We start from the raw sequence: 7,556 nt of genomic DNA on the forward strand, positions 1-7,556 counted from the left end.
TAGATACTACACCATGCTTTTCGCTTTTGTTTCTATAAAGGTGATTTCACGCTTATCCAAGCCATACTTCGCATAAAGTTGCTGATCGATCGCTGCAATGGACGCAGACCAGTCAATATCAGAGTTTGTCGTAAAGTCTTGTAGCGGCACTTTGCGCCATTTTGTGCTGGTATTGTCCTGCGTGATTTTCAAAACGCCGAGCATAATCCGCGCAAATTTGGACTTGATGTATTTCAGTGCATTTTGCGCTTCCTCTTCATGATCAAAAGCGCCAATGGCGATAAATGTTTCGGTAAAGCCCGTGCCCGGCGGCAAAATCAGAGGCGTGCTTAGAGCTTCACCAAGCTTTCCCGTGCCATTGGCCTTGGGCAAAATGATTTTGTATTTACTCAGCGTCTTGTCTGCTGTCAGGTAATCCCGCTTGAACCATCTAAATACCCGGTCATTATTTAACCGACCAAAAATTTGTATGTATTGCGCGCCATCATCAGGCTGCCTGTCCGTAAAAAGATCAGGCAATTTGCGAAACGCATTTGAAGCAATTCTCCGGTCAGAGATTGCCTTCATCTCTACAGGATAGTCTTTATAAATGGCGTCCGAATAGCGGTACTGACCACGGTTAGAGACGATTTCATCAAGCGTACTGCCCGTAAGGTGAGTTACTTTTTTCAAAATAGAAGTCAGCTCCTCATATACCGAGAAAGTGCCAATCTCGCCAAAATCCTTATGCGCGTTCCTGTATAAAATGGCCACGCCGCCTTTGATGTCTGTATTCGGGAATATGGATGCAGAGCTTTGCTGATAATGAACGACCCGCAAATGGCGGTCATGCAGCATACTTTGATTCCAGCTTTTTGCCGTACTGCCCGCATTGAACAAAAAACGCGCTGGAGAAATCAAACAATAACTTGAGCTTACAGCCTTGGCCAAGTCATAAAAGAAAGGGTAAATTGGCGTATCTTTTGTGCTCTCGCCCTTGGCACTTTCCTGATAAGGCGGATTACCGACCACGACATCGAACCTCGCTTCCTCTGCAAAAAGCACCATCTTGTTCGCATCCCAGTCCATGATTTGGGCGCGCCCACCTGATAACGATGGCAGATCGTCAGCAGTATCAAGCAGCGTAAGCTGACCATAGCCAATAAGTTCATGACTATCCGATAGCGGTAAAATGCCTTTTAAACCATCCATCTGGAACAGATTAAAGCTAATAATAACGGCGATCTCTTCCAGTAAATTCAATGGTGGCTCCGCGCCCCACTTCGCTGCGTAATAATCGCAAAAGGTATAAAGCAGGTTCTCACGGGCAAGCAATAAAGAATCGCCGCTCCACTCAAAGCCATAGCTTGAGCGGTAAGCCTCAGCCGCCAAGCGCAGCCACTCATCCTCATCATTGACCTCGGCATTGATGCGGCTCAGCTTACGATCAACGAAGCCAACCCGCATTGAGATCGGGATAATTGCGCCAGTCTGCATATCGTAGCGCGTCGCCATATAAGGCGCTTCACCGCAGGTAATCTCAAGCCACTTGCGCTTAACATAGTGCTCTAAATCATCATTTGCATAATCAGCTTCGACAACATCATTCTGCTTTTTGACGATATCTACCGGCGTAAATACCTCAGCCTGCGATTTGGTGCGTATTTTTTGCAACTCCAAAGCTTTTAAAGCGCGCGGCATAATCAGTTGACGCATTTCGCCGCTAATCAGCTTTGACGTTATTTGCCCCTTGGCCGCATAATTTTTGGCACCGTATTCAACGTAATGTTCACTCGCCCAAATGATATTCGCGCTCGCCCCTGCTAGTGAAGCTGTACGGTCAATAAGTAAAATATTGAGAATATCAGGCATCCGCTCCCTTATGGCATTTTCCGAAATATCTACACACGCAAACTCGTCTTTCATTTTTTCAGTACAAATACCATGTCGAACAAAATCATAAATAAGGCCATAGGAGCATCAATAAGTCACGCAGTGCGTTGATAAATCCTATGGAAAAGCATCGGTAAGATGGCATGATCACAGCAGATCTATCGCCAACAATCATCATTACGCGCCGCGATTATACCCTGCAAAACTACCCTGAGCACAAAGCTGAGAGGAGCACAATAGCCAACAAAAGCCGCAACACCATCAACGAATGTATAGCTGATCAGTGCAAGTAAAGCACGCCTTATAACGCCTTATTCACTATAAAAACAAATAAATAAGAAATACCACATAGCTTATCCCCCCCTCACACAAAAAACTCGCGTCCATGCCCTCCACAATGCACAGCGAAACTGCCCATATTTAACCCCAAAATACCCAACAACACCCCGCACACGAACCAGAATATTTTTTTCAAAAAAATCTTGATGGATGGTGATTACATCTATATAATTGCGCGCTCTTAGACATAGACACGTAGCTCAGTTGGTTAGAGCACCACCTTGACATGGTGGGGGTCATAACATAAAAAATCAGCTTTTCTACCCTAGAAATCATCAAGCCACTTACTAAAAAGTGGTTTTTTTGTGCCTGAAATATAAGTATTTTTGCTTCGATACTTTCCACATTACCAGTGACCACTTTTTTAGCTCTGGTCACGGTCATTTTTCACCGTGACCAAAACGTGACCAAAACGTGTCCAAACCTGATTTTGCAGAGGTTGGGTATGACCCCCACTTTTTCTTACATTCCAACCACCGCATCGTGAAGCAAAAAGCTGAAACTCTACTGCTCATTATAACAACACGGGAGCTTCTCTATTACAGTCGAAGGTGACACAGAACTCATGATAAAGTATATTTCAACTGATATAAGAGAAAGCTTGCACTGCCGATTAAGTGGGCTGGTATAACTTGGATTTGTACCATCGTAGCCAAGTGTATTATGGGAGAAGGCTGATGAAGTTTTCAGATTGGTGTGATCAGAAAAGTGGGAGTTGTGGCAATGGCCATACATATTCTGTATGTTCAGAAAAACCTGATTGCAATGGTATTCAACTCGTAGCTACCTTAATCCCTGACCATTACCTAAGTCCGAACTTCCTTGAAGATATTTTTCGAGTCCTGGGTAAAGATGGAGTTGCCAACAAACTAGCATCAATACTTCCAACAGACAGTAAAATTAAATCTGGCGATCTAGGTGAAATTTTGGCTACTGAATGGATTAATACGGAAGTTGATAAATATAACGTCCCTATAAAAAAATTACGTTGGAAAGATAGTCTTAATATGTCCATGCGGGGAGAAGATGCAATTGGCATTTCTATTAATGAGAAAACGGAAAATATTTCTTTTATAAAGGTTGAAGCTAAAAGTAGGAAGCAAGCTGATATTTCAACGATTCGTGAAGCAAGAGCAGGACTAGATAAAGGTGCGGGGCTTCCTACAGCTCATGCAATTACATTTATATCTTCTCGGCTATACGAGCAGGATCCAAATTCACTAGAATCAACTCTATTTTTAAAATTAGTGTATTCAAATATCCGTCCAGAGAGCGTGAGTCACCTTCTTTTTGTTTTTTCGGGCAATTCCTTAGAAAAACAATTTGCAGACTCTCTTCCTGAGTATGCTGGTACATTTAAGCAGGCCTACGTTAATCTGAGTGTTAATGATCATCCTGGATTTATTCAGGATGTATATGATTTGGTAGTTCAAAATGCCCAAGCCTGAAGAAATCAGCGAAGTAATTAAAATAGCTACCGACTCTGGCTTTAGAGGACAATTGCTTGCACGAGGAAGAGCTAGAGCAATGATTTGGAGAGATGGAAAGCTTCCTGTAGATGCTCCAGACTTTTCCAAGTATTTAAGCTATGACCTTCAATGTTATGGTTATTCATTGCTTAACTTGGCACTTGAGCTAAGTGAAAAAAATAAAGAACATGAGTTAGTCACTCATGCTTTTGAAAAGGCAGCGAATGCTCTTGAGTCTACTACAGTCAATGGCCCCAAAGATGACCCGGATCAAAACTTTCATACTGTTGTTGCCGCTGCCAGTTACCACTTGGCACATCTCTCGGCCAGAGCATATTCCTTGCTACAACTGATCAAAAATAATGAATTATTTTCGGAGTCAGAGCGTGTCCTTGCTTTACTTATGCTTCGAGATTTTACTGAACTACGTAAGTCTGTCTTCAAATATAGAGCCTCAGATGTAGCAAGTGATGAAAATATTCTATCTAAGCTCGGCATATCCCATAATGAGACTAGCAAGAATGAACTTGAACAGAGCAGGATTATTGCTGATGATAAATCGGTAAGCTCAGCAATTGATATTGCTCTTACTGATAATTTTATGGCTGCAATGTCTCTGTTCATTATAGCTGTAGAATCAGGAATTGAGCGCTATTTGGAATCCTCCCTTGAACGTATAAAAAATAATATCAATATATGTAGTGAATTGAATATGGTTCCACAGTGGTGGATATATCGTCTTGCTTCTTATCTATTGAACGACTTATGGTCATGTACGTTTCACAAAAGACTTCCACTTGAACCAAATGATGAAGTCCCTTCCAACTTTCTAAGTCACCTCATAAAAGATGATTATATAGAGCATAATAAATCAAATGCACCGATTGATTCTTGGCAAGACTTACGTAGCAAATTTATTGCATTATTACGGAGTCGACCTAAAGCAGAGATTGATCTCTGGCCATCACAGATTGAAGCAGCAAAAAGAGCGATAGAACCGGCTGATAACTTAGTAGTATCACTACCGACGAGTGCGGGAAAGACTCGCATTGCCGAGCTATGTATTTTGCGTTGTTTGGCAGATAAAAAGCGCGTGTTCTTTATTACGCCACTACGTTCACTCTCAGCCCAAACAGAGATTACACTTAGAAAAACATTTGTCCCGTTAGGTAAGACTGTTTCTACTTTGTATGGAGCAATGAGTGTAACGCGATTGGATAAAGACATAATCAAACATGGAGATATTGTCGTAGCGACACCGGAGAAGCTTGATTTTGCACTACGCAGTGATCCTTCGCTGATTGATGATGTTGGCTTACTTGTCTTTGATGAAGGACATATGATTGGATTTGGTGAACGAGAAATTCGATATGAAGTGTTAATTCAGCGACTTCTATGCCGAGAAGATACTTCTCAACGTAGAGTTGTGTGTCTATCAGCTATTTTGCCAGATGGTAAGCATCTGGAAGATTTCACTGCATGGTTATGTCAAGATCAATACAGTGAAGCAATTCAAAGCAATTGGCGACCGACACAGCTGCGCTTTGGTGAAATAATCTGGAATCAAGACGAGGGAACAGCCAAGCTAGAGCTTCATGTTGATAGAGAAAACCCTTGGATTAATAACTATTTTGAGGGTTATATTCCACCAATAGGTCGACGCACAAATATCTTTCCCAATGACCAAAAAGAGCTGTGTATAGCCACGGCTTTAAAGCTGATTGAAGAAGGGCAGAGTATTATGATCTATTGTCCTCAGAAAAGAAGTGTAGGTGCATATGCAAAAGCTATTGTAGGCCTTAAAGAAAGAGGAATTTTTGATAATTTCTTTGGAAAAGAGAAAGACAAATATAGGACAGCTATTAGTTTGGGAAAAGAATGGCTTGGCGAAGATCACAACATAGTAAAATGTCTAGAGCGTGGAATAGTTTTACATCATGGTTCATTACCATATGCATTTCGCAAGGAAATAGAGGAATTACTTCGAAATAAAATCCCAAGATTTGTTATTTCTTCACCAACTCTTGCTCAAGGAGTTAATCTATCAGCGACAACGATTATCATACATTCTCTATATCGTGGTGAAGACAGAATTAAATCGACCGAGTTTAAAAACGTTATCGGTCGTGCAGGACGAGCCTATATAGATATTGAAGGGATGGTGCTTTTTCCAATTTTTGATAAGAAAATAAAAAAATTAGCTGAGTGGAAAAAGCTGAGAGAAGAGACAATAAATAATAATATTGAAAGTGGATTACTTATTCTATTGACAAGATTACTAAAATTCATCATAGATAAATATAAAGAAAATAACAGTTCAAATAATAGTATTGAATATATTTTAAATAACAGAAATTTATTTGATTATATTAATAGTGCAACAAGTGATCCCGAAGAACTTAATAGCTGGAGTGAAAATTTAGAGTTACTGGATTCAGCTATCCTGAATTTAATATCAAATCATTCAATGGATGAAGTTGAGATAGAAGAATATCTCGATAAGATTCTTGCATTATCACTATTAAAGAGAAGGCTTGATCGTTTAGATAAAAATTTTCAGGATCCTTTAAAAAAATTACTGAATGCACGAGCAAGCTATCTATGGCGAAAAACAACCCCAAAACAAAGGAGCGCATACAACAGAGCTGGAGTGGGATTTCGTACTGGAAAACTACTTGATAAAATTGCTGCTGAAGCCAATACGCATTTGGTTTCAGCGAACAAAGCTATTCAACTATTAAATACATTAAGGATGAATAAATTCATTCATTCAGACACAAAAAATGAACACTATGATAATTTACAGGGTGTCGCAATTGAGCATATTGTTAAGTTGGCTGAATTAGTGTTTGTGATCCCTCCTTTTACACCGAAAAATTGTCCTGAAAACTGGAAAAGTATTTTATACAAGTGGCTTCACGGGCCTAAAGCTCAATCTACTTATGAATTTCAAGATTTTATAGAACAAGAAGTTGTTTATCGTCTTGCATGGGCAATGGAAGCAATTCGTGTTCGAGCAGAAGCAAGCGGTGATGTTGTAGATGGCTTCTCCATAACTGAGTATGAACTACATCATGCAATACTGGCCGTTGAGACAGGTACTTTAATGAGAGAAGCTTCAGTTTTAATTCAATCTGGTTTTAACTCAAGGCATGGAGCGACCAAGGTGGTTATTGATACTAATCCCGCCTTCAGTAACAAAAGCGAGCTTGAATTTTGGTTAAGATCTAATGAAGTTAATAAGTTATCTAATAATTACGCATGGCCAACAAATGAAACCCATCAGATGTGGTTGGATTTCGTGGCCAATATTTCAGTTTATGAATATGAGGCATGGGAGTATTGGAATATCTGGATACCCGTCGAATGGACTCATTATAAACCAAATACTGATAGTTTTGTTCATCTTGACTATTCAGAGAAAGGTTTAAGGGTATTGACAGAGGACGGGAAAATTGCAGCATTGATAGCTAATACAGACTTGAATATATATAAAAAAGGAGTCGTAGTCACTGCAATAGCTGAACCAGCCAATATCAGGCAGATAATTTTAGTTAAATATTTTGGCCCAAATGACTTTCTGAAAAATAAAATGCAACAATCAACTTAAACTAAATAACTTTATAGGGAGAATTTGAAACAACTATCTAGACTTTACCAAATATATTCATATAGCATTTTCTGATTTATTAATTACACATGTTTTTTGAAAGAAATTTAATAGGTTTACTGTAACTATCCCATTTTTCACACAGCGTGCTCGTAGAATTTAAGCACTCATTTTGTATTGAATTGGAGTCATATCATTGAGCGAGTCATGTGGCCGCTCTATGTTGTATAACTCAACCCATTGCTCCGTTTGTTCGGCCACCTCCC

General features: G+C 39.8%; 5 protein-coding genes and 1 tRNA gene. 4 read left to right on the forward strand and 2 right to left on the reverse strand.

The window, feature by feature from the left end:
* Positions 1–6: 6 nt before the first annotated feature.
* The gene (locus tag KRX19_11400) at positions 7–1,851 is read right to left on the reverse strand and encodes an Eco57I restriction-modification methylase domain-containing protein (GenBank protein ID MBV7435626.1); all 1,845 of its coding nucleotides are present in this window, start codon (positions 1,849–1,851) and stop codon (positions 7–9) included.
* Between the two features lie 164 nt (positions 1,852–2,015).
* Between KRX19_11400 and KRX19_11405 the strand changes: the two genes are divergently transcribed.
* The 4 genes from KRX19_11405 (at position 2,016) to KRX19_11420 (ending at position 7,290) form a co-directional block, all read left to right on the forward strand.
* Positions 2,016–2,165: a hypothetical protein gene (locus tag KRX19_11405; protein ID MBV7435627.1), complete on the forward strand. Its 150-nt coding sequence runs from the start codon at positions 2,016–2,018 to the stop codon at positions 2,163–2,165.
* A gap of 235 nt (positions 2,166–2,400) precedes the next feature.
* A tRNA-Val gene (locus KRX19_11410) sits at positions 2,401–2,523 on the forward strand.
* 365 nt (positions 2,524–2,888) lie between these two features.
* On the forward strand, positions 2,889–3,659 hold the full coding sequence (locus KRX19_11415) for a DUF1837 domain-containing protein (protein MBV7435628.1): 771 nt from the start codon (positions 2,889–2,891) through the stop codon (positions 3,657–3,659).
* A complete protein-coding gene (locus tag KRX19_11420; protein ID MBV7435629.1) occupies positions 3,646–7,290 on the forward strand; it encodes a DEAD/DEAH box helicase in 3,645 nt (1,214 codons plus the stop codon). Before KRX19_11415 ends, KRX19_11420 begins: the two co-directional genes overlap by 14 nt.
* Positions 7,291–7,449: 159 nt before the next feature.
* Here the strand turns inward: KRX19_11420 and KRX19_11425 are convergent.
* Positions 7,450–7,556, reverse strand: a 107-nt coding sequence (locus tag KRX19_11425; GenBank protein ID MBV7435630.1) for a transposase, incomplete at its 5' end; no start/stop codon positions are given.

It is taken from the genome of Cardiobacteriaceae bacterium TAE3-ERU3 (assembly GCA_019218315.1).
In the GTDB taxonomy this organism is placed as follows: Bacteria; Pseudomonadota; Gammaproteobacteria; order Cardiobacteriales; family Cardiobacteriaceae; genus JAHUUI01.